This window comes from Chryseobacterium pennae (genome assembly GCF_003385515.1).
GTDB lineage: Bacteria > Bacteroidota > Bacteroidia > Flavobacteriales > Weeksellaceae > Chryseobacterium > Chryseobacterium pennae.
Map to the genome: position 1 here is coordinate 42,827 of NZ_QNVT01000020.1, position 22,617 is coordinate 65,443.

General features: G+C 35.7%; 19 protein-coding genes. 3 read left to right on the forward strand and 16 right to left on the reverse strand.

The annotated features are described in order from the left end of the window. Positions 1-35: 35 nt before the first annotated feature. Positions 36-578 (reverse strand): DinB family protein, encoded by a 543-nt coding sequence (locus DRF65_RS18720; protein ID WP_317126200.1) that lies wholly within the window; start codon positions 576-578, stop codon positions 36-38. Positions 579-637: 59 nt separating this feature from the next. Then, a complete protein-coding gene (locus DRF65_RS18725; protein ID WP_115972272.1) occupies positions 638-1,156 on the reverse strand; it encodes a Crp/Fnr family transcriptional regulator in 519 nt (172 codons plus the stop codon). A gap of 68 nt (positions 1,157-1,224) precedes the next feature. Here DRF65_RS18725 and DRF65_RS18730 point away from each other — a divergent pair, with 68 nt between their 5' ends. The 3 genes from DRF65_RS18730 (at position 1,225) to DRF65_RS18740 (ending at position 3,757) form a co-directional block, all read left to right on the forward strand. After that, on the forward strand, positions 1,225-2,079 hold the full coding sequence (locus tag DRF65_RS18730) for a hypothetical protein (RefSeq protein ID WP_115972273.1): 855 nt from the start codon (positions 1,225-1,227) through the stop codon (positions 2,077-2,079). 27 nt (positions 2,080-2,106) lie between these two features. After that, positions 2,107-3,111 (forward strand): hypothetical protein, encoded by a 1,005-nt coding sequence (locus DRF65_RS18735; RefSeq protein ID WP_115972274.1) that lies wholly within the window; start codon positions 2,107-2,109, stop codon positions 3,109-3,111. A 235-nt stretch (positions 3,112-3,346) separates the two neighbouring features. Continuing rightward, positions 3,347-3,757 carry a hypothetical protein gene (locus DRF65_RS18740; RefSeq protein WP_123947387.1) on the forward strand — a complete coding sequence of 137 codons (411 nt, stop codon included), beginning with the start codon at positions 3,347-3,349 and terminating at the stop codon, positions 3,755-3,757. 113 nt (positions 3,758-3,870) lie between these two features. Here DRF65_RS18740 and DRF65_RS18745 read toward each other — a convergent pair whose 3' ends face one another. From DRF65_RS18745 to DRF65_RS18810, 14 genes are all read right to left on the reverse strand, one after another. Further along, complete coding sequence (locus DRF65_RS18745) at positions 3,871-4,926, reverse strand: alpha/beta hydrolase (protein ID WP_115972276.1); 1,056 nt, start codon at positions 4,924-4,926, stop codon at positions 3,871-3,873. Next, positions 4,910-6,184: a PepSY-associated TM helix domain-containing protein gene (locus DRF65_RS18750; RefSeq protein WP_115972336.1), complete on the reverse strand. Its 1,275-nt coding sequence runs from the start codon at positions 6,182-6,184 to the stop codon at positions 4,910-4,912. Before DRF65_RS18750 ends, DRF65_RS18745 begins: the two co-directional genes overlap by 17 nt. Before the next feature lie 308 nt (positions 6,185-6,492). Then, positions 6,493-8,664: a TonB-dependent siderophore receptor gene (locus DRF65_RS18755; protein ID WP_115972277.1), complete on the reverse strand. Its 2,172-nt coding sequence runs from the start codon at positions 8,662-8,664 to the stop codon at positions 6,493-6,495. A 209-nt stretch (positions 8,665-8,873) separates the two neighbouring features. Beyond that, positions 8,874-9,371: a hypothetical protein gene (locus DRF65_RS18760; protein WP_115972278.1), complete on the reverse strand. Its 498-nt coding sequence runs from the start codon at positions 9,369-9,371 to the stop codon at positions 8,874-8,876. Positions 9,372-9,494: 123 nt separating this feature from the next. Next, the gene (locus tag DRF65_RS18765; RefSeq protein ID WP_115972279.1) at positions 9,495-10,334 is read right to left on the reverse strand and encodes a hypothetical protein; all 840 of its coding nucleotides are present in this window, start codon (positions 10,332-10,334) and stop codon (positions 9,495-9,497) included. A gap of 69 nt (positions 10,335-10,403) precedes the next feature. Further along, positions 10,404-11,192, reverse strand: coding sequence for a hypothetical protein (locus tag DRF65_RS18770; RefSeq protein ID WP_115972280.1), 789 nt, complete (start codon positions 11,190-11,192; stop codon positions 10,404-10,406). A gap of 245 nt (positions 11,193-11,437) precedes the next feature. Next, the gene (locus DRF65_RS18775; RefSeq protein WP_115972281.1) at positions 11,438-11,884 is read right to left on the reverse strand and encodes a M91 family zinc metallopeptidase; all 447 of its coding nucleotides are present in this window, start codon (positions 11,882-11,884) and stop codon (positions 11,438-11,440) included. A 64-nt stretch (positions 11,885-11,948) separates the two neighbouring features. Beyond that, positions 11,949-13,595, reverse strand: coding sequence for an amidohydrolase family protein (locus DRF65_RS18780; RefSeq protein ID WP_123947388.1), 1,647 nt, complete (start codon positions 13,593-13,595; stop codon positions 11,949-11,951). A 10-nt stretch (positions 13,596-13,605) separates the two neighbouring features. Beyond that, entirely contained in the window at positions 13,606-16,377 is a 2,772-nt protein-coding gene (locus DRF65_RS18785) for a S8 family serine peptidase (RefSeq protein WP_115972283.1), read from the reverse strand. Positions 16,378-16,759: 382 nt separating this feature from the next. Next, positions 16,760-17,134, reverse strand: coding sequence for a hypothetical protein (locus DRF65_RS18790; protein WP_115972284.1), 375 nt, complete (start codon positions 17,132-17,134; stop codon positions 16,760-16,762). 87 nt (positions 17,135-17,221) lie between these two features. Next, positions 17,222-17,665: a hypothetical protein gene (locus tag DRF65_RS18795; RefSeq protein ID WP_115972285.1), complete on the reverse strand. Its 444-nt coding sequence runs from the start codon at positions 17,663-17,665 to the stop codon at positions 17,222-17,224. 118 nt (positions 17,666-17,783) lie between these two features. Continuing rightward, positions 17,784-20,966 carry a carbamoyl-phosphate synthase large subunit gene (gene carB / locus DRF65_RS18800; RefSeq protein WP_115972286.1) on the reverse strand — a complete coding sequence of 1,061 codons (3,183 nt, stop codon included), beginning with the start codon at positions 20,964-20,966 and terminating at the stop codon, positions 17,784-17,786. A 58-nt stretch (positions 20,967-21,024) separates the two neighbouring features. Further along, a complete protein-coding gene (locus DRF65_RS18805) occupies positions 21,025-21,378 on the reverse strand; it encodes a four helix bundle protein (RefSeq protein ID WP_115972287.1) in 354 nt (117 codons plus the stop codon). A gap of 40 nt (positions 21,379-21,418) precedes the next feature. Then, positions 21,419-22,492 (reverse strand): carbamoyl phosphate synthase small subunit, encoded by a 1,074-nt coding sequence (locus DRF65_RS18810; protein ID WP_115972288.1) that lies wholly within the window; start codon positions 22,490-22,492, stop codon positions 21,419-21,421. Positions 22,493-22,617 lie beyond the last annotated feature (125 nt).

The following is a 22,617-nucleotide window of genomic DNA, read 5'->3' on the forward strand; positions in this document are numbered from 1 at the left end:
AAATTACTACTTTTCCCGAATTCACATCTTATCTTTTATATATTCTTTAAAACGTTTTCTGCCTGAACAATATGTCTGGCGTTATGGTAGATGACAAAACGGAAGGTATCCCCCAGCTTTAAGGTGATCAGTTTTGAAATACTGATGGAGGTTTTTGTTTTTCCCAGATCTACAGATCTTGCTTTTTCCAACAGGTCAAGTAATTGTTCCTGCTGTTTTATGAACTCATTTACCACCGCCGTATTCAATTGATGGTGAATCGGGTTCATGGTTTTAAAAGTTTTCATCTTATTCAGTTTCTCCTTTGGAAGCATACTTTTAGCAAAATAATCCCCAAGAATTCCTGGTTTAAGATCTGCTTTTGAATTGGTTTTGGAAGAAGATATTCTTTGGGAGATCTCGGGAATATAAAAGTTTCCGTAGCGGTTGAGATGTTCCAGACATTCCAATACACTCCAGCTGTCGGCAGAAATCCTGAAGTTTAACTCATTTTCCGGTTTTAATAAAAGAGTTCTGGCATAGTGCAAATGTTCTCCGGTTTTGTTTTTTAATTCTTCTAACAATGCTGTGGTTGACATTTTCATTATTGTTTTCCTGCAAATTTCCGGATCGGTTTATTCTTAAATATTGATTGAACTCAAGATTTTTTAAGCCTTGATAAAGTTTCCGGCGACATTCTGAGATAATTGGCTATATATTTATTCGGAACTTCCTGAAATAGCTTCGGGCTTCGCTTTAAGACTCTTTCAAAACGTTCACCCGGAGCATTAATCAGTAAATCTTTTTCTCTCTCCAGCTGTTGCAGTATGAGGTCTTCCAAAACATTCATCCAGAATTTCATATGCTCTTCATCACTTTGGATATAATCATAAAAATCTCGTTTTGAAGCTACTTTAACTGTAGTTTTCTTTATCGCCTGAATATAAAGTTCTGATGGCTTTCCGGAAAGAAAAGAATCTAAGGAGACAATAATGTTTCCGGTATATCCGAAACGAATGATCCTTTCTTCGTTGTCATCGGTCATAAAGATCCTTACACTTCCTTTTTCGATAAAATAAATCTGGGTATCTGTACTTCCTGAGATCTTCAGAAACTCATTCCGTCTGAAATCCTTATGTTCCCAATGAATCCCGCTTTGAAGCAATTTTTCAACCATCCTATTTTATTATTTGGTGTTCCAAAGATAATGGGTAATTTTAGAGGATTAAACACCGATCACCAATAATGCTCAAAAAAACTTTCTTTTTACTGCTTTTTTCCACCGGATTTCTCGGTATAAAAGCTCAGCAAACTATCCCTTTCCGGATTACCAAGAATAATAACATTATTGTAAAAACCCTTGTCAATAAAAAAGATTCTTTAGATCTGATGTTTCAGATTGCCATGAAGGAGGGGGCTATCTCTCCACAACGGCAGCGGAAAGCCGATCACCTTATTTTCAATAAAGAAGAAATAAGTGAGAATAATACGGTAGATATTGGCAAAATGAGCTGGAAAGACATCAGGTTTACGGACAATCAATTGACTGGTCACGAGGCAGACGGAAAGATTGGTACAGCTCTTTTTAAAGGAAAAACTTTTAAAATTGATTATGATAATAATCGATTTGAGATCTATGAAAAACTTCCTGATTTAAAAGGATATCAACCTATCCCCGTTATATGGAAACAGGATCTTTTTTATTTTGTTGCGGATAATGTTGTGGATGGAAAAAAGCAACAGGAAGAATATTTTGCACTCCAGTCAGGATATTCGGGAGGAATCTTGTACAGCAATGATTTTGCAGATGAGAAAGAACTCGATAAACATTTAAAAGTTACCGGAGAAAAAACATTGAAAAACTCTCAGGGGCAAAGTGTCATTACAAAACAGGGAATCCTTCCTTTTTTCAAACTGAATAATTTTGTGTTTAAAAACATGCCTGTAGGGTTCTTTTCCGGAGAACTTAAAACTCAGAATATCAGTTATTTTGGAGCAGATATGATGCGCAGATTCATCTGGATTTTTGATGCAGACAGAAAAATGGCATACATTAAGCCAAGTAAATATTATTCTGAGCCTTACTATAAAATAAATTAAACTTAAATATTCAAAACATTCTTAATAATGAAGATTAATACAGCCTTAGTGCTTTTATGCTCACAACTGATGATTGTCAGTTGTAAGAAGGACGATAAAAAACCGATCCAGGATCAGGCAAACATCACAAAAGATTCTGTAAAAACGGTTAAAGCGGAAGAGGAAATAGATTTTAAGAATTTCAATATTTATAACGTTTCTACAGTACAGCGTAAAGATCTTATGGACACTTTTATCTCCGTATCGGATATTTATATTGACAAAAATGCAGTTCCTGCAGATTTTTTAAAAAAACAAAAGGAACTTCCATTTGAAAAGATGAGCTATATTGAACTGGATGGTTCCTACAGAAAAAAAATGCTGGACGGCATTCACGTTACTGAAAATGATTCATTATATCTCTACAACTATGAGACTAACAAACTGCAAAAAACTCCTGTGAATAAGTTGAAAGCAGTGGCTTACCTCTCACCTTATACTGTAGAAGGAGATGAAATAGATTCAGACTCCTATATGACTGGATTCCAAATTGATACCAAAAAAGGAAATGATATCTTTGATAAGTATATGAACGTAATTGCTTATTTTGGAAATAAAAATCCGTTTGTAGAAAATCAGATGAAGATGATCAAATGGGAAAAAGCAAGTGCTGATATTCAGAAAAAATATTTCGCCGGTTCCACTCTTAAGTATGGAGGTACTTACCTGTATAAGTATGAAAACCTTACGTATTACGTACAGGATCTACTTGAAGAATATGGTACTCAGGAACGTAAACTGGTAGTCATTAACGACCAGAATGAAAAGATATTTGAAAAAACATTTACCATTGAGGATGGTGCAGAATTCAATCCTCTTGAAAAAATGGAAAATTCGGAAACCAATTATTATGCTCAGTGGACAGGCAAACTTTTTAAAGGAAAAGCGCCTGTAGTCTTTAATTTCACAACGCCTTCTTTCGGATGTCCTGTCATTACTTTTTTAAACAAAGAAAAGACCGAATTGAATATTAATTGTGATAACAGACATTAAACCGGAGAACAGATAAAAAAAGAAAGTAAGAAAATACTTCAGAAAAACAATTATCTATTATTTCATGAACTGAAAAATGACACCCAGAATTTACTCAATCTGTATTTTCTGAAGGAAAATTTTCAACAATACAACCTAAGGGCAGACCTGTAAATAAACAGGTTTGCTTTTTATTTTTGAAGGAATGTGCGGAATCAAAAAATATTGTACTTTTAATACAACACAAAACACAATTATGAAACAAAATATACTTCTGTTTACGCTCTGTATCTTCATCAACTTACTGGTTGGCAACATCATACTATTCGTTCTGTTTCCGGATTTAATGTTCATTTATAATCTTCTTATTTCCCTGTTTATATTTATCATTTATGGGTTTGTATTTTATAATTTAACCTTAGCACCTAAGAAATATAAAACATGGAAACTTGCCGGAATTTCTGCAGGATTAAGCCTTTCAGCGTTATTAATTGCCTGTATTTTCACTTCAATAGGTAACCGATTACCGTCAGACACCATCGTGACTGCAGGATTAAAAGGAGTTATCCCCATGTTTATTTTTGCCACTGTTCTTGCCTCTCCTTTCTGGGTACCTTTTGCATTTTTTAATTTTGGATGTCTTTATTTTATGAAACAGGAACCTTAAATCTTACAGGGAATTCGCTCAAAATCTGCAAAATTTATTAAAGTAATAAAAAAGGGCATATTGAATCTTTATCAATATACCCAAATTTAATCCTATTTACAGTATGGTTTCAATTACTTAACCTTAGGATAAAGTTTATTTTTCAGGTTCATAAAGTAAGTTTCAGATTCTTTAAAGTCATTGCTTTTCATGAATTTAAGAACCACATTCAGATAAAATTCTGAAGGATGGAACTCTGAACCCATTTTCACGGAGAACTTCTTATAGTCTTCCTCCAGTAAACCAGGATTTTTAGCAAGCTGCTTAATATCTGTTCTGAACCCTTTGAATATGAATTTCAAGGCTTCATAATTTCCGGGATAAGAAACTGTTCCATGCGTCTCACCTGCAAAGAAGTGGTGCTTATAGTTTAAAGTTCCATTCTTTTCTATAATCTCTTTAAACTTTTCAATAGCCTGTGTCATGTCTGAATTCCAGTTTTTCTGCTGTTCTTCATTATCTGCCTGAGAAACGTATAAAAACTTATTGGCTGAAAACTTTTTATTCTTTTCCAGGTAATCTTTTGTTCTGGAAATGGTGACTTCATTATCCCACCATAAACTCGGATCGTTCGCCACATAAGCGTTGAAATATTCCGGATGGGTCAAAAAAGTATTAATTGCAAACAGACCTCCGAATGAATGTCCTACCAAAACAGAATAACCCTGTATTCTGTAGTTTTCACTGATGAAAGGTTTCAGTTCTTCCTGTATGAATTTTACAAAACTTTCACTTCCGCCACTATCAGCAAAAAGGGTTACAGCAGGATTTACCGGACTTTTTTTCTGTGACTTTGTAGGGGTAAGATCTCTTGTACGTTCTGTATTTTTAATCCCGACTACAATACATTCCGGAATATCAGCATAAGGAGTTCTGGCAATAAAATCCGACAACCCTGCATAATATTCAAAGTTGGTTTCACCGTCTAAAAGATAGATAACAGGATACTTTGCTGGATTGATAGCCGTATCGTTATACGTTTTAGGCAAATGGACCCAAATTTCCCGGTTTTCATTTAAAACTTTCGAAAATAAAGTCTGCTTCTCTCCTACTGTAATCTTTTCCTGAGCTTTCCCGAATGTGAAAAATGAAAATACCAATAGATATAAAATTTTAAACCAATTGTTCATGATGTGATTCTTTTCTATGTTGATGAATGTTTTTAATTTCGTTTCCTTTTTTACCGGATTTATTCCTTCTTCCCCACCAGATCAGGCACCCAGTAACCGGAAGGCTGGTACAGATGATTCCGATAATGAAGGTGAAGATTTTCCCAAACATCCCGCCCCAATAGCCGACATGCAGGTCAAAATTCATGTGTTCGATCACTTCATGCATCAGGACTTCTTTCGGGTAATTGATTTCGTCTCCGGTATACTTATTGACTTCTTTGCTTTTCCCGTCAACAATACTTTTTAAACCTATAAATTTGGCTGCTACCACATTGTAAACGGTGGCAGAATCCTTACGCGGCACGCTCATTCTGACTTGGTTTGCGCGTGGAATTTCTTTAAAGCTTCGGTCTATGAAATCACTAAAAGAGAGTGCTTTTTTATCAGGATCATATTTTGGCTCATACTTTTCTGCAATCTTATGGGCATCAGCAACGCCTCCAAAGGCAGCCTGGGTAAGATCTGTCAAAATCTTATACGCCATAACCAATCCGGTAATGGTAATAAATACAGCCGGTAACAGAGAATAAAATCCAAAAACATTATGGAAGTCGTAATTTTTTCTGCGCCATTTCGTTCCTGATTTAATCTTAAATGCAGTGGTTCTTGTTGTTTTATTCCATTTTTTCGGCCACCAGAGGATCAATCCGCTGATCAGCTGAATGAAAAATATAATAGAAGCCACTCCTACTACCGTTTTCCCGAATTTACCTGCCAATAACTGGGCATGAATATGAGCGACCACATAGAAAAACTCGTAGCTTTTTGTAGAACCCATTACTTTTCCAGTGTATGGATCAAGATAATGATAGGCAAATACGCCTCTTGGTCCTCTTCCTTTGCCTTTAGGTTTTTCTGCTTTTTCAGTATTTTTATCTTTCGGTGGTTTGGTGGCAGAGGCTACACGGAAAGTTCTGTCCGCTTCCCTGTAAGTATCAAAATAGAAAGCTTTTCTGTCCGGAACCTGCTGGTGAAATTGAACCAACAGTTCTTCAGGTGACATTTTTTTGGCATGAGCCGGAGCCTGAATGTATTTGGCAGTTCCGGCGCAAAGATCAACGATCTCGTCACAGAAGACGAAAACCGTTCCGGAGAGCGTAACGGTAAGTACAATAATCCCGGAAACGAGTCCGAACCAGAGGTGGAGCCATCCTGTAATTCTTTTGGTCAGGGATTTCCCCTGCTTTTTCTTGGGGTTAGTTTTTTTATTTTCCATATCTGAAAGGGTTGTCTTTGGATCATTATTGTTGGAGAAGAACAAGGGCGCGAAGATTCTTCAATATGTTTGTGCTATAAGGTTCAAAGATTTTATCTTCGATAAAACTGTAGGCTGTACTATTATTATTTCCCGCTGATCTCACAGATTACGCAGACGTTTGAAAACAGATAGTATACTCTATTTAAACTTTTGAAAATTGATATATAACGGGCTGTTTCTGCTGGAAATCTCTGATTTTATTTGCGCCATTGTGCTTTTCCAATCAACTTTAAGATTGAGACAAGGTTTTTTGTTTTTAAAAAATATTAGAATTTAAATGCGAAGTTGGCCAGGAATTCTCTTGGTTTTTGTGGCTGTCCGTAGAAATTCCAATAGGTTTGGTTCAAAGCATTGTTCATTTTCAGACCGATTCTGTATTTTTTCTTATCGTAGAAAACAGTGGCACCTACTGTTGTATAGGCTGGTGCCAGGAAATGGTTTCCGATGTTGATATAGGTTTTATCTACAAAGTTGAATCCGGCTCCGAAACCAAGCCCTTCATAAGCTCCGTCCATGATTTTATAGCTTGTCCATAAGTTTGCAACATGTTTAGGTGCCCATGCTACTCTCTTTCCCGCATCTTTAGTTCTATCGTCATAACGGTTATCATTATACCCGTAACCTCCTACAATGTTCCATCCTTTTACCGGATTGATGACAAGATCTATTTCAAATCCCTGATTCTTGATATTACCATCCTGTCTTTTTCCCAAACCTCCCGGATCTTCAATGACTCTATTCTTCACTCTCATGTTATAATAGGAAATAGTGGACAGTAGCTTTTTACCAAACAGATCTAATTTAAATCCGGCTTCAAACTGATTTCCCTGTTCCGGATCCCATTTGGTAAGAATTCCATCCTGGTTAGGTCCCGGAGCAATATTCTTAAATCCATTCACATAGTTGGCAAAGAATGAGATTTCATCTTTTTTAATTTCATATACCAAACCAAATTTTGGGGAAAATTGCGTCTGGCTATAGCCATCGGTTCCGGCTACTCCATTTCTTTTAATATCTCCATTTTTGTAATGATCCATTCTTAAACTTGCCATTACAAGAAAATTATCTGTAACATTTAATACATTGGAAACATAGGCACTGTATGTACTGTATTGAGAGATTTCATATTTTGTAGCGGTTCTTGGAAGTTTTTTTACAACGTCACGCGAAATAGGAGTCCAATCTGATGTGTCATTTAATATAACAATATCATTTCCTTTTTCAGTACCGTAATTTTCTCCGATTATTCCATTCAAAGGATAAGGAGCAAATGCAGAGTTTGTATTTTTACCCACTGTAAATACCGGATATTGGTTTTTGCTGGTCTGCTGGAAATAATCCAATCCTACTACCAATCGGTTTCTTAAACCACCAATTTTAAAATCTCCAATAAAGTTCTGCTGAATATTATCTGTTGTGATCTTATAGTTGTCAAAAGGACGGATACTTCTACTTACCCTGTTATTATCCATATAGTTCAATACCAAAAAGACAGACTCTTTCTCGTTGGCTTCTCCTCTTTGGTAGGATGTTCTGGAAGTCCATTGATCATTAAATTTATGGGTAACTTCAGCCATCGTTACAAAATTGGTTCTCTTCGATCCAACATCATTACTCGTAAACGACTTGCCATGAACAGCTTCAAGATCTTTCATTGAGTGAAGAGTCAATTTTTCAGACTGTCTCACATACGCATTTAACGTTTTTTCCGGTGCATGAAATTCTGTATCTAAGGTTACAGTAGTCTTATCACTTACCTTATATAAAATACTTCCAGAGAAAAATACTCCTTTATTATATCCTGCATCCTGAAAAGAATCCTGAGAATACCCCGCTACATTAAACCTTGCTAATGCTGTTTTTTCTTTATTTAAAGGAGTATTGACATCTGCTGTAATTCTGTTCATTCCCCAGCTTCCGGTAGTATAATTGATGATTCCACCGAAGTTTTCCTGTGGTTTTTTAGTTACAATATTCACAACCCCGCCATAATTGGCCAAAGTTCCACCAAATAAGGTTCCTGATGGTCCTTTGATTACTTCTACTCTTTCAACATTTGCAATCTCCGACTGTACCCTTGGGTTTTGAATTAACCCGTTTCTGAAACTGGCATTGGAGCTGAACCCTCTCAGGAAAACATCATTCCCACTGTCGTTCACACTATTGCTTACTACTACTCCAGGAACCGAAGCCATCGCCGTATTGAAGTCGGTTGCGCTCATCTCACTGATGATTTCTTTAGGAACAAGATTGTAAACGGTTGGATTTTCAAGATTTTCTAACGGAAGCCTGGCTACGGATTCAGATTTTTTGGTTCTGTAATTATGAGTTCCCTGTAGGGAGACTGACTGGATCTCCGCTACTTTAAGGGTATCACTTTCCTGTGCACTGAGCATGGTGACTGCTAATAATGATGCAGAAATAATAGTTTTTTTCATTTTTATAATTAAGCTTAGTGCCGCAAAAGTACTTTATTTTTATTAATTCTAAATAAAAATATGACACAAGTCATAAATTTAAAAATTTGAAAAAAGCCATAAATAAAGGGTTTTCGGTACACCGAAAACCCTTTATATCAATTGTAGATGAAATTTACACCTCCTATTTTGACTGAAATTATAATATTCTGTATGGTTTATCCAAACTCTTAGACAATAGCAGCCACCATCATAGACATATAATAATTGGCACAATGTAATGAAGTAAACAACAATAAGTCTTTATTGGAGAATCCTTCAAAACTGTCAGAGGTAGTAATATGATATTCGTAATTCATAGAGGTCCATTTAAGATGGGGTTTCATTATGAAAAGTTCAACTCCTTCTTGGTCTGTAAGTACAAATGATTCCTTAAATACTCCTCTATGTTTAAAAGCAAAGCTCTCTTTTATTCCATCAAAATATGTTTGTACCACTATTTCTCCATTCCAGTTCATCCTGAACTTTAAAAGAACTTTATCATGATCTTTCAATTCAATGGTGGTTCCCCAAAAACCTTTTGGTTCTACAAGATAAGAATGGTTTGAAACTTCTATTTCGGCATTAAACCTGAACCAGTTTTTATAAATAAGCTTTCCTATTAACTGATCGTCCTTAGTAAGTTCAAAGGATAAAGAATCATTGGATTTTGCGTAATATTCTGCCATGGTTGTTTTATAGTTTGGTGAAATTAGATCAGGTTATAACAAATATTGAATTATATATTTATGATCCCCTAATTTACAACCTCTTATATAAATCAGCAAAAAAAATTAAACAGGTTAGTTTTACTAATAATTCTTTCCAAACCAATATTCCCATTTTTCGGCATCAATACCGAATTTTCCCTGCCACCATCGTGCCGGATACCCTACATCATCATTTCTGATTGGTCTGTGTTTTCTCTCAGGATAAGTAATATACTGCTCAGCATACCCAAAATGCTCATCATCGTGTAAAATACCAATAACTCCCATAATTTCCAGTAATGCTACCCTTTCATCATCATTTGATTTGAATGTTTTTGAAATCCGTTTTTTAAGCTGAGAAACCCTATCGTTCGGCTCTGAGGTTTCAATGATTTCTTTCAGTTCATTTAATATCTTATCATCATTATCACCAGGCATGACAACAGGTAGTTTCGGAAATTGTTCTACATCAAACAACACCTGGATTAAGCTATCAAAGCAAGCCCCGTGTTTATATTTAAAATAATTGATGGTATTAAACTCGATAGGTTCTTCAAATTCAAAGGTATGAAGTTCACAGACTGCGCAAATTCCCTCATTAGGTTCCGGGCTGGCTATAAAGCTATGTTCTGACAATGATTGTGCAATACAGTAGCTTGATAAAAATGAACGATATTCCAATTGCCTTGTACTTAAACTGTAAAGAAAGGCATTGACAACATCCTGCTTTTCAATCTTAGCTACGGCAGCCTTAATTCTTCTGCAAATATCATCATGACTGATATTTTCCTGCTCATACATTACATTATGCTTTTTTGCATACTCAAAATCGTCTTTGGTAATATATTGCATATAAGAATCCCAATCAAACCAATCACTTAAGCTTTCATCCTGAGAGGTTTTTATGGCTTTAAATAAAATATTTATTGCTTTTTTATCCATGTATTATTGATCATCATGTTACCTATTTTCATTCCCCATCAAGGCAATAAACGGTCAGCATACTATTTATTATTTTGTCTTCAGATATATTCCAGCAATGGTGGCGTTCAATCCGAATTGTCCGCTGCATACTCCTTGGGTATACTGAACCAAAGCGAATCCTTTGTAAAACTTTATTCTAAATTCACAATCGTCTGTATCTGCCAGCTTATAAGTAAAATCAGTTGTTTTAAGGCTGATGGTGTCATCGTCTATTTGTGCAAGATTTCTTGCCGGCTCCCCGGTAATTGATGTTATTCCAAAAACTGCTTTTGAATCGGGCAATCTTTTAATTTCCAAATCTCCCTGATATCCTGCCTCACTATACTGGTAATGATAACGTCCAAACAGATCTTCTACTTTTGTTTCTATTTCCTTTGAAATGAGAGCAGTATCCTTTTTTACCAGATTGAGTACAAGTTCCTTTCTGGTCTTTGGTGAAAACCAACTTCCTTTGAAATCACCATCCGCGGGCTTTCCGGTAATAACACCCGTTATATTTCCAGATTTTTCAAATTCTAAAATCCTGTAGTTATTATCATCGTCAATGGTTCCCAAAAGGGTAATAGGCAATCTGTTTTTAGTATTCAGGTATGTGATTTCTCCAACAATTACATTACCATCCAGTTGATAGTGGATAAACACTGGGGTTTTCCCGTTGAGCAATCCTTTCCATGATATTTCTTTCCCGACCTGAGGTTTTACTGATGCTAAAGTGACTGATTCTTTGGGAATAGCAGAAGCCTTATCTTTTTGTTCAGGCTTATTACAGGAAACAATTGCCAATAACGGAATGTAAAATAAATATTTGTATTTCATGGTACTCTCTTTATGCTAATATACGGCCTGAAGAGGAATTTAGATTACTTTTATAAAACTATTTTATCTCCATAATTTATTTGATAAACCTGAAAACCTACAATTGATACCACAAACTGCGGATGATGACAAATATTTCCGGCTCATGAATGACATTTATGATGTCTAAAAAAATACATCAACTATAATGCTATACGTATGAATGAACCAACCAATCCAAGAAGTCGGATATTTCTGACATTGAATTAAACAAATTGCTCTGCTAATTTACCAATCAACCATGGTGCTGTATTATCTTCCTCTCCTTCATTGGTATTATCTACATGGGTAAAATCCCAGGTACCATTTAAAAAATCAGCGGCATGAACACTTTCATGAATTAATGTATTGACTGCTGTTTTTAAGTTGTTACTAAAACAGCGTGTATTAAGCTTTATCAAAGTTGTACTCACGGTTTTTGCATTTACACAGGTTCTTGGTCTAAACGGGTTGATCTGCCAATATGTTTCTATTTGAATTTCCTGATTTGCTTCTCTGAGAATATCAGAAATCTGAGTAGGGGTTAGTTTTGTATTATAAAACTGAGGAAGTTTTTTAATTTGTTCAAAAAATTCGGAATTACTCAGAATTTCATTTGCTTTGTCAACGGCAATCTTAATACTGATCTGATCCCCCTTAAAAATAAGTTTCATAGTTTTTTATTTTTTTGTTAAAGCTACTGATTGGAAAAAATATAAGATTCCAAGTCTACGCTCTCTAATTCCAATTGTTAAGAAATCTTTTCAAAAAATTCTTTCCATTTTCAGACAAAAATTTATCTACACATTGCACAAGATAGCTTTCTTCTATAGGTTCAGAATTTTTGTTTTTAAACACTCTGATCTCCTTCAACGGTTCCAGTCTTTTATCTACAATTGGTAAATAAACAAGAAGATCATTTCTAAGCTTTCCTAAACTTGTCACATCATCATATGGATTTATAGGATTTATAAGTCCGTCATAATCAGATCCTATACAGATATGATCCCATGGACTGCGTTCTCCTACCCAATTCATTTCTGAATACCCTAATCTTACGGCATAAAGAATGTGCGCGCAAAGCAGATAGATGTGTCTTACTTCACGGTCTGTTTTGGATTCGGTTGTAAAGGCTTCTTTAAGATCAAAAGTTCCTTCTTTAAACCATTTACGCCATTCGTAAAGAGGTATTGCTTCCGGGTCTTTAAAATAGTCGGGTCTGGAACCGTCCATCATACTTTTAGCAGCTCCTAAAATACGCTGATCCATCGAAATTCCTATAAGTCCATTACTTTTCATAATTTCCAAAATCTCCTCATCAAATAGATTGATTGTCCATGGATTGGAAAATAATTTATTATTCAGAAGAAAATCTGTTTTACCTATTGATTGATTTTTAGACTGAATTTCGCAGATCGTTTTACCCTGAACATATCTAAAATCAGAACGATAGTTTTTCTGTTCTAAAAAGTCTTTTATTGAAGAAAATGTAAACCCGGTATGAGAAGAAATAATTGGTAACCGAAGCGTTTCCGGATGCTCTGATCCCAATTCTTCCCGGAACTGATAAAATTTGTGACGGGAAAAAACACTCATATGTTTAATGTCAATAAGGGAAGGGTTAGAATGAAGGAATACAGTCCGGATAAAATCTTTTCCCTTGTCAGAGATCCCAAAACCTGACTTTGGAATAAAATCTTCACTCCGGAAAGCGATTTGTGCTGTACCGTTTAAAGCCTGTGCAAAACCACACATATGCTGTTCAGGGATCTCACTAAGATGAACAAGATTAATACTGAAAATATCTACATTTTCTTCATCATTCTGAATTTCACGATAACACTTTTCCGGGTTCGTAGCTGTGGCTGTATCTCTTATTTTAGCATTCGAAAAGTTATGAGCACCTTCAACAGAAAATGCAAGATAAGTATACTGTTGATTGTTAAAAATATCTTCATCAGAAGGCTTTTTCCTGCTGATAAATTTTATTTTGAAATCATTTTCCAGCATAGCATAATTTGATTGATAATAGCCAATTTCTTCTTTCAACAAATCAAAATAGGTAGTTTCTCTGTTTTTCACACGATCTATAAAGTCCCAGTTGATGGGAAGCTTAGATGAGCTAAAGCCTTTAAAAAAACCATTTATATTTTCTGCAAATGCATATTCCATAGCCATAAGAGCTGTCACTCCGTACCCGAGTGAACTACTTTTTACCATTCCAGGTGAAGACTGGCTGTCGAATGCATTACCCATAAACTCATCTATGATACTCATTACTCCTTTTGTTTTAAAATTGGAGCTTAGAGGAAGGCGGCCAGTATCTTTTTTGCTGATCAAATGTTTAAACAACAAATGAAAGTGAAAATCGAATATATTTTTCATAATTTGTGTTTTAAGGAGTAAGCACTTTATCTCTTATCGCATTAAATGTGGCGAGTGATTCATTTTCTTCACGATTACTTATACTTTCTGTATCAGTTCTACCCATAAAGGTATTACGTTTCACAATTTTTTTGGCATGATCAGACATTTCATACTCCTCATCTTGAAGACTTTCTTCATTTTTCACACCTTTGATAATGCTTCTCATAATTCCGTTCCAAAGCATCTTCAAGCTTTCCCCAACGGTTCTGAACCCCATATCAATACGGCTTATATCTTCACCATTATATGCATTATTTAAACTGGAAGCAGCCGGAAGATTAGTTTTTAAAAGCTTATCAACATCTAAAATCCCTGCCCCGAAGTCTTTAGAAGGAAGACTGTGCTTGGTTCTTGCCGAGTCTTTAAGACTGGTTCTAAATGCTTCAACAACCTGATAACCATGATAAGCTTTCAAATCTTCTCTGTTTTTGTAAAGCCAAAGTACAGCTGCAGATGAAACATGGGGAGTGGCATAGCTCGTTCCATGTCCATATGCCATTCCATAGCGGAACAAGCCCGAATCTTCTTTTAAGGATTTTGGCACATAAACATGCATTCCTGGAGCTGTGATATCTACGGCTTCTCCCCTGCATGATCCTTTCCATTCTTTATCATCGGGGTTTGATGCTGCTACTGCAATGGTTCCGGGATGTACGGCAGGTGCAACGACTTCTTTCACTTCATTTCCTGCTGCACAACACCATATAATGCCTTTCTCATATACTTTTTTTGCCAGATTATAAGTCGTCATAGTAGGTGGTAATCCCATACTTGTAGTAATCACTTTTGCTCCCGTTGCAATGGCTGCATCCACTGCTTTTGCCAATTCTTCCTGCCTTCCTATAATTATTACATCCTGTGCAACCCTGTAAGGAATAAGCTTAACACCGTTTTGATTTAATAAACCACAGTTACCGTTTTCTTCTGCATCAGAATAAGGGTTTCCAATAATAATACTCCCTGTTCTAGCACCGTGACCGGCATCTGCCAGAGTAAATATTTTATGATGTTCTTCTTCTCTGGAGTTGTCATCATCATCTACAAAATCATAATCCTCAGTAAGATCAAATGAACCATAGTTTTTCGGATGATGGGAATACCCTGTATCAAACTGGACGATTTTTACTGAATTCCCAATGATATTTGTTATACCTCCGTTATAATTCACGGCTTTCCAATTCCACTGTCTGTAATCTTCCTTAGTCTTTCCTTTTACATATTTACTGGACTGACTATATAATTCAAGAAAATGCTTCTCATTGTTAAAATCTTTTGAACCTGAGCTCTCGAAAGCTTTAAACTCATCATCATAAGCCACTTCCATATTGAGATAAATTTCACTGTCATATTCTGCATGAATAATTTCTTCTAATGAAAGTAATTCTCTTGCAAATTCGTTTGGATTCTTACTTTCGGCAGAAATATTCAGTACAAATAATTCTTCCTCATCTTCTTTTGCGGAAACCGGAGTAGCAAGATAAAGATCGAAGTCTTTTCCATAATTCAGTGTAAGCTCTGTTTCAAGGTTATTAAAATTTTCCGGGTTATTTTTCGCCAGAATAATGAATGGAAACTTTTTTGAGCCATCGGCAGTATCTACAACATTTTTTGTATTCAGCTCCTGATTATCAATTACAGAAACAGGATTTTTCAGTTTTTTTGCTTCATCCTTTACTTGGGTAAGAGAAATCTCCGGCTGATTCTTAACGACTTCTTTGAGTTCTTTTTTGATCTTATTGGTTCTTGCAAGGATTTCGCTTTTCTTTACATTGTGAGCAGGATCATCAAAATTTTTCTTTTGCAGAAATTCCAATATTCTACTGATACGAATTCCGGCATTGGCCACCCATTCAATTTCATCATCCGGTGTATCTAAACTGGCAATGGCCCCTGATTTTGTAAGAGGTCTTTTATTTTCATCCATTTTAGGTACTCCAGTCTGATGCAGAGCAACTATTTCACAAGTACCTAATGCTGTAACCGGAGCGCCTGAGGAACCCGACAAAGAATCTGTTTCATACATAATCAGATCCTGAGTCTCGGAAAAAAAAGAATTATTATTAAGCGAGGTCTTTTTAGGCTGGCCATTAGGATGCTGAATAATAATACACGTTCCTCCTTTAGTTATTTTACCAGCATTACCATCTATTTCTAAAGAAGGAATATCTGCAATTTTTTTTCCTCTGGCATTAAGTTCTTCTAATGCAACCATTGTAAAGTCTAATCCGGAAAATTCATCTTCCGTCTTTTTTTGAATATCTGAAGTAAAAAAGAATGTTTCCGGCTCCAGTCTGAATTGGATGGGATTCAAAATTCTTCCTTCTTCGTCAATTTCATAAAAAAATTCAGCTTTAATACTTGTACATTCTTCCACACTTGAAATCACATGATTATTGGTCATTAAAATATTTCCATTGATTAAAAAGCCAGATCCAAGGGGTTGATTATTATACAAAATCCTGCATACTGATTTGGAAATCTGTAGTACTTTTGAGAGATTTACAATATCTACCAGATCATTTTCTCCGGTTATTTTTTCAATTCCTAAACGGAAATTAAGATCCTCACGGGCAATTCTGGTCTCAAAACGCTTCTGATCATCCTCCAGGTTTATGAGAGGATAATTTAACAAACGTACTTTTTCCAGCTTTTTTTGATCCCTGATCATTTGATCATACTGATTCGCCAGCTTGTCAACAATGACTGCTTTTGTTTCCCCAGAATTTAAAGAATTAAACATAATATTAAGTTTTTAAGGTTATTAATTCAAAACCAGAGAAACTGAAACAACACTAAACTTATCCTAAATAAACTGTAAAGTATATCAGCAACTAACAATTACTCCGATAAATAATATTATTAAAGAAAGCGATAAAAAATTACTGAACAATGCTCAATAAGCTGTAATACCACTATTTCTCAGAATATTTTATTCAAAGTTATCATGAATCATTATAATAAAAAATAGCACTTTTGTGTAATAATCAGGATATAAAAAAACCTAACAGGTTTTTGAAATCTGTTAGGTTTAAGATATTTTAGACACTCAATAAATTAACTTCAATTAAGTGAACTATTTAAAGTACTTTTTTAATTAAATTTCCACTCAAATTCAAAACCTGCTAATCCAATTTTTCATAATAGTGATTTAAATCCGCATTCAGAATGATCCTTGGCTTTCTAAAAATTTTATTTGAAAAATAGGTTTTATAGATAGCTGGTTTGTCAAGTTCCTTATAATGTAGTTCTATTTCAGGATTTATTCCATTCTCAATATGGTATGTTCCAACACTATAAAATTTACTTTTAAATGTACCATTTCTATATAAAATTAGAGTATCTGCTACATGAGGAGCCTCCACACAACAAGTTAGATTATCAAAATTTTTATTGAGGTATTTTCCATATATACTTTGATCATTTAATGGAAAATCGATATTAAAAATAATAATACATGCGATTCCTAATACAGTGAATATTAGAAGTATTTTTTTCATGGAATTTTAGATATGTTAAAATTAAAACGTTCAATCATAGTGCCCAATAGTCTTTTGAACAGATTTGATTTATATTCCACAACACGCTTAGTTAATTTTTAAAATATAATCATTACTAATAAACTTCGTTTTATTTTTTAATTCTGCCGGAGTAAATACCTTCCCATCCATCTCAACACTTTTAATCTTCTCCCTCCAATGTCCATTATGACTTTTATCAATTCTTGTTGTTGAATTGGGATAAATTTCCAGAACAATGGCAGAATCACCCACCACCTTTTTTTCAAGAGACTTTAGGCTTTTGATTTTTTGAAAAGACCGGGGTGTCAATATTTCATTCTCATAATTAAACTCAAAGCTGCCAGGATCATTGGCAATTGCTTTTGAGATCGGATAATTATAATTGATCTTTATTATTTTTTTAGTTGCAGTCAGGTTTTGAATGTAAAAATCTGTCAAATAAGAACATCCAAAAAACACTAGGACGAAAATAAGACTTAAAAATCCTCTGGTAATTACCTTTATACTCATTTTAACATAGTTTAGATGGTTTTTGTAAAAATAAAAAAATATTTTGATTCATAAACTTATCCAATAAAAAAGCCCTACAAGTTTTCTTGCAGGGCTTATCATATTTATTTTTTCGAAATTACATGGTCTCCATTTTGAAGCTCATGCTTTCGATTACTTTTAGAATAGCTTCTACTGTATCCATTGAAGTTAAACAAGGAACACCGTTTTCCACGCTCATTCTTCTGATCTGGAATCCGTCTCTTTCTGCTTGTTTTCCTTTTGTAGTAGTGTTTACTACATACTGAACTTTTCCTTTCTGGATCAGGTCGATAAGGTTTACACTTTCTTCTCCAATCTTGTACCCTATTTTGCAAGGGATTCCTTTTTCTTCGAAGAATTTTGCTGTTCCTTCTGTAGCCCAGATTCTGAACCCTACTTCATGGAATCTTGCTGCCAAATCAGCAGCTTCTTCCTTGTGCTTATCTGCTACTGTGAACAAGATAGAACCGTGCATTGGAACTTTTCTTCCTGCTGCGACCAATCCTTTGTAAAGGGCTTTCTCTAACGTAGTATCTTTCCCCATAACTTCTCCTGTAGACTTCATTTCAGGGCCTAAAGAGATGTCAACCTTTGTCAGTTTTGAGAATGAGAATACCGGTACTTTTACAAAGACTCCTTCTTTATTCGGAACCAATCCGTTTTTGTAACCAAGATCAACCAATTTCTGGCCTAGGATCGCTTTCGTTGCAAGGTTCGCCATTGGAACTTCAGTAATTTTAGATAAGAAAGGAACTGTTCTTGAAGAACGTGGATTTACTTCGATCACATATACGTTTCCTTCGAAAAGTACGTACTGGATGTTCATTAATCCGATCACTTTCAGTCCTTTTGCCAGTCTTTGGGTATAATCTACTAAAGTCTCAATTTCGCTTTGTGAAATATTCTGTGGCGGGTATACTGCGATAGAGTCTCCGGAGTGAACCCCTGCTCTTTCGATATGCTCCATAATTCCTGGAATGACCACTGTTTCACCGTCGCAGATTGCATCTACTTCAATTTCCTTTCCTACCATGTATTTGTCAACCAAAACAGGGTGTTCAGGACTTGCATCTACTGCATGTTCCATGTAGTGAGCTAATTCTGCTTCTGCGTATACAATTTCCATTGCTCTACCTCCTAGAACGTAGCTTGGACGCACTAATACCGGGTAACCGATTTCATTGGCAATTTCTATCGCTTCTTCTTTTGAAGTGGAAGTTCTTCCTTTTGGCTGAGGAATTCCCATCTCCTGAAGTGCTTTTTCAAATTTATCTCTGTTTTCAGCTCTGTCAAGGTCTTCTAATGAAGTTCCTAAGATCTGTACTCCGTGAGAAGCTAACTTATCTGCAAGGTTGATAGCAGTCTGTCCTCCGAACTGTACCACTACTCCTTTAGGTTTTTCAAGCTCAATGATATTCATTACATCTTCTTCCGTTAATGGCTCGAAGTATAATTTATCTGAGATAGAGAAGTCTGTAGAAACAGTTTCAGGATTGTTGTTGATGATGATCGCCTCGTAACCCATTTCTTTGATTGCCCAAACTGAATGTACTGTTGCATAGTCGAATTCTACTCCCTGTCCGATTCTGATAGGTCCTGACCCTAAAACGATGATCTTTTCTTTATCAGAAACTACACTTTCGTTTTCTTCTTCATAAGTTCCGTAGAAATAAGGGGTTTCAGATTCAAACTCAGCGGCACAAGTATCTACCATTTTGTAAACCGGCATTATTCCGTTTTCTTTTCTGAAGTTGAAAATCTCACGTTCTTTTACATCCCAAAGTACTGCAATATTGACATCTGCGAAACCTAATCTTTTAGCTTCAATTAATGTTTCTTTATCAAATTTATTTTCAGCAATAACTTTTTCGAAATCAACCAGCTTTTTCAGTTTCCAGATGAAGAACTTGTCGATTTTGCTCCATTCTACTATTTGTTCCCAATCATATCCTCTTCTTAAGGCATCTCCGATGATGAATAATCTCTCATCATCACACACTCTGATTCTTCTTTCGATTTCCTCAGCTGTAAGTGCCTCAGCCTGCTTAGTTTTTAATCCTAAATGCTTGATTCCTGTTTCTAATGAACGGATTGCTTTCTGTAAAGATTCCTCAAGGTTTCTTCCGATTGCCATTACTTCCCCAGTTGCTTTCATCTGAGTAGAAAGTCTTCTGTCTGCAGTTTCGAATTTATCGAATGGGAATCTTGGGAATTTAGTCACCACATAGTCCAGAGCAGGTTCGAAACATGCGTATGTTTTTCCTGTTACCGGGTTCATGATTTCATCCAGTGTTAATCCTACCGCAATCTTTGCAGCGATTTTTGCAATCGGATATCCTGTTGCCTTACTTGCTAAAGCTGATGAACGGGATACTCTAGGGTTTACTTCGATGATATAGTATTCGAATGAATGTGGATCTAGCGCTAACTGTACGTTACATCCACCTTCAATTCCTAATGCTCTGATGATCTTTAAGGAAGCATTTCTCAATAATTGGTACTCTCTGTCTGAAAGCGTTTGAGAAGGTGCTACTACGATGGAGTCCCCTGTGTGAACTCCAACCGGATCTATATTTTCCATGTTACAAACCACAATGGCATTGTCGTTTGCATCACGCATTACTTCGTATTCAATTTCTTTGAAACCTGCAATAGATTTCTCGATAAGACACTGTGTAACCGGGCTGTGTTTTAGTCCCAGTTCAGCGATCTCTTTTAATTCTACTTCAGTGGAAGCGATACCTCCACCTGTTCCTCCCATAGTAAAGGCAGGACGAACAATTACAGGATATCCGATCTCATTAGCAAAGGCAATTGCTCCTTCTACTGTGTTTACAATATCAGATTCCGGAACCGGCTCATTCAATTCTCTCATCAGCTCACGGAAAAGGTCTCTGTCTTCTGCTCTGTTGATGGCAGAAAGTTTAGTTCCCAATACTTCCACTTTGCATTCTTCAAGAATTCCTGATTTTTCAAGTTCTACCGCCATGTTAAGACCAGTCTGCCCTCCAAGCGTTGGTAATAATGCATCCGGACGCTCTTTTCTGATGATGTGGCTTACAAACTGTAATGAAATCGGCTCGATATATACTTTATCTGCGATCTCCACATCTGTCATGATTGTTGCAGGATTTGAGTTTATCAAAATTACTTTGTAGCCTTCTTCTTTCAAAGACAGACAAGCCTGCGTTCCTGCGTAATCAAATTCAGCTGCCTGCCCGATGATGATAGGTCCTGAACCGATTACTAAAATTGTTTTTATATCTGTACGTTTTGCCATTTTTCTTTTTTTAGATACAAGATGTCAGATGTCAGATTTCAGACATCCAACAGATGTTTTACTTTTTTAAATTAGATTTGAATGTATAAATCATTCTTTGAATTTCATTCAGATTTGATATTAAACCATTGACTTTTTCTGCTTCGAGCAAATTTAACTCTCTCGTTAAAATTAACTGTGTCTGCAATTCAAAAGAGGAAGCATTTGCAATTCCAAGAAAGTGATAAAATTCTTTATCATTATTTCTTCCTGCCCCTTCTGCTATATTTGAAGGAATAGAGATTACAGATCTTTTAATTTGAGAAATCAAACCAAACTTTTCATCTTTAGGTAATTCTACACAAATGATATAAACCTGTTTTGCAAGCTCAATCGATTTCTGCCAAAAAACCAGTTTTTCAAAATTATGCATGATCAAGTCTGTTATCTGATGTCTAATATCTGAAATCTTATTACTTTTTAAAGTCTTCCATCATTTGGATAAACTCATCAAATAAGTAGTTTGCATCTTCAGGGCCTGGGCTTGCTTCAGGGTGATACTGAACGGAGAAACAAGGGTGGATTTTGTGTTTCAAACCTTCGTTTGTTCTGTCGTTCAGAGCGATGTGCGTTTCTACAAGGTCTGTTCCTTTTAAACTTTCCTGATCTACTGCATATCCATGGTTCTGAGATGTGATCGCTACTGTATTTTTTGCTAAATCAAGTACAGGGTGGTTTCCTCCTCTGTGTCCGAACTTCAGTTTGAAAGTTTTTGCTCCACAAGCAAGACCAATTAACTGATGTCCTAAACAGATTCCGAAGATTGGAACTTTTCCTAATAATCCGCGGATCATATCCAGTGCATGTGGAACATCTTCAGGGTCACCAGGACCGTTGGAAAGCATAATTCCATCCGGATTCATCAACAGGATATCTTCTGCTGTTGTATCATGAGAAACTACAATGATATCACAGTTTCTTTGAGATAATTCTCTGATAATTCCCAGTTTGGCACCAAAGTCTACCAATACTACTTTGAAACCTCTGTTAGGATTTGCATAAGGTGTTTTTGTAGAAACTTCTTCTACCTGGTTGATTGGGAAAGTAGTTGTTTTCAACTCTGCAGCTGTAGCTGCTTCATCCGCATCTGCATTCACAATTTTTCCTTTCACTACTCCGGAGTTACGAAGAATCCTTGTCAGTCTTCTTGTATCAATTCCTGAAATTCCAGATAGGTTTTTCTTTTTAAATAATTCATCTAAAGTGATATGAGTACGGAAGTTAGAAGGAAGATCGCAAAGTTCTTTTACGATAAGTCCTTTAATTGCCGGCTCAATACTTTCATAATCATCACGGTTAATACCATAATTCCCGATAAGCGGATAGGTCATACAAACTATCTGACCACAGTATGATGGGTCAGAGATCAATTCCTGATACCCTGTCATTCCGGTATTGAAAACTACTTCACCCGCAGTTTCCAATTCTGCTCCGAAACCTTCTCCATGAAACACTTCACCGGACTCCAGTATTAATTTTTTCTTCATTTTTTCTATTTAGATTTTCTTTTTTATTAACAGGCTGCCTCTATGAGGCTATTTTTCATTATTCCCCAAGGGCTTCGCCCATGGTTATTAATAGGTCGCCCCTACAGGGCTCGTATTATTATTGT

What these genes read in the sequence shown, in the direction of transcription:
- DRF65_RS18725 (WP_115972272.1), bottom strand. Translation starts at nt 1,156, where the DNA reads ATGGTTGAAAAATTGCTTCAAAGCGGGATTCATTGGGAACATAAGGAT.
- DRF65_RS18775 (WP_115972281.1), bottom strand. Translation starts at nt 11,884, where the DNA reads ATGAAACTTATTTTTAAGGGGGATCAGATCAGTATTAAGATTGCCGTT.
- DRF65_RS18765 (WP_115972279.1), bottom strand. Translation starts at nt 10,334, where the DNA reads ATGGATAAAAAAGCAATAAATATTTTATTTAAAGCCATAAAAACCTCT.
- DRF65_RS18790 (WP_115972284.1), bottom strand. Translation starts at nt 17,134, where the DNA reads ATGAAAAAAATACTTCTAATATTCACTGTATTAGGAATCGCATGTATT.
- DRF65_RS18730 (WP_115972273.1), top strand. Translation starts at nt 1,225, where the DNA reads ATGCTCAAAAAAACTTTCTTTTTACTGCTTTTTTCCACCGGATTTCTC.
- DRF65_RS18750 (WP_115972336.1), bottom strand. Translation starts at nt 6,184, where the DNA reads ATGGAAAATAAAAAAACTAACCCCAAGAAAAAGCAGGGGAAATCCCTG.
- DRF65_RS18735 (WP_115972274.1), top strand. Translation starts at nt 2,107, where the DNA reads ATGAAGATTAATACAGCCTTAGTGCTTTTATGCTCACAACTGATGATT.
- DRF65_RS18745 (WP_115972276.1), bottom strand. Translation starts at nt 4,926, where the DNA reads ATGAACAATTGGTTTAAAATTTTATATCTATTGGTATTTTCATTTTTC.
- DRF65_RS18740 (WP_123947387.1), top strand. Translation starts at nt 3,347, where the DNA reads ATGAAACAAAATATACTTCTGTTTACGCTCTGTATCTTCATCAACTTA.
- DRF65_RS18720 (WP_317126200.1), bottom strand. Translation starts at nt 578, where the DNA reads ATGTCAACCACAGCATTGTTAGAAGAATTAAAAAACAAAACCGGAGAA.
- carB (WP_115972286.1), bottom strand. Translation starts at nt 20,966, where the DNA reads ATGGCAAAACGTACAGATATAAAAACAATTTTAGTAATCGGTTCAGGA.
- DRF65_RS18760 (WP_115972278.1), bottom strand. Translation starts at nt 9,371, where the DNA reads ATGGCAGAATATTACGCAAAATCCAATGATTCTTTATCCTTTGAACTT.
- DRF65_RS18810 (WP_115972288.1), bottom strand. Translation starts at nt 22,492, where the DNA reads ATGAAGAAAAAATTAATACTGGAGTCCGGTGAAGTGTTTCATGGAGAA.
- DRF65_RS18780 (WP_123947388.1), bottom strand. Translation starts at nt 13,595, where the DNA reads ATGAAAAATATATTCGATTTTCACTTTCATTTGTTGTTTAAACATTTG.
- DRF65_RS18755 (WP_115972277.1), bottom strand. Translation starts at nt 8,664, where the DNA reads ATGAAAAAAACTATTATTTCTGCATCATTATTAGCAGTCACCATGCTC.
- DRF65_RS18805 (WP_115972287.1), bottom strand. Translation starts at nt 21,378, where the DNA reads ATGCATAATTTTGAAAAACTGGTTTTTTGGCAGAAATCGATTGAGCTT.
- DRF65_RS18770 (WP_115972280.1), bottom strand. Translation starts at nt 11,192, where the DNA reads ATGAAATACAAATATTTATTTTACATTCCGTTATTGGCAATTGTTTCC.
- DRF65_RS18785 (WP_115972283.1), bottom strand. Translation starts at nt 16,377, where the DNA reads ATGTTTAATTCTTTAAATTCTGGGGAAACAAAAGCAGTCATTGTTGAC.
- DRF65_RS18795 (WP_115972285.1), bottom strand. Translation starts at nt 17,665, where the DNA reads ATGAGTATAAAGGTAATTACCAGAGGATTTTTAAGTCTTATTTTCGTC.